The 456-nt window shown below is 72.1% G+C and carries 1 protein-coding gene; it reads left to right on the top strand.

The annotated features are described in order from the left end of the window. The first annotated feature begins 100 nt into the window (after positions 1-100). Positions 101-433, top strand: coding sequence for a hypothetical protein (locus AC066S_RS39340; RefSeq protein ID WP_478271987.1), 333 nt, complete (start codon positions 101-103; stop codon positions 431-433). Positions 434-456 lie beyond the last annotated feature (23 nt).

The following is a 456-nucleotide window of genomic DNA, read 5'->3' as shown; positions in this document are numbered from 1 at the left end:
GTGAAGAAGGGCCGCAAGCGCACGCTGCGCACCGACGGGGGCAAGGCCCTGCCCGCATCCGACGCCCAGCGCGCCGCGGTGCTGGATTTCATGGAAACCTTTGCCCGGGCGCAACCGCCCGACCCGCACCATCGCCGGCATCCGCGGCGTCGTCGCCACCATGGGCCGGCTGGTCGCCTGGGGCCAGCTGCGCAGCGCCGGCCGCCAGGGCTCGGCCATCGCGGACGAACTGATCGACTACGCGCGCCGCGGCAAGTGGCAGGCGAAGCTGCAGGCCGCCGCGGCGGAGATGGCGGAGAAGACGCTGCGCGACGCGGCCGGATACAACGCAGCTTACGACGACGGGGTGCTCCGGCTGCGAGCCGCTCGGCCCACGAGACGCTGCGCGTTCAAGGTGCGGACGCACGCACCGGAAGTACCCGGGCGGGAATGAAAAAAGCCCTGCAGGCTTGGGAC

It is taken from the genome of Bradyrhizobium sp. CFUWI (genome assembly GCF_056429085.1).
This window is presented reverse-complemented; position numbering and strand designations above follow the sequence as displayed.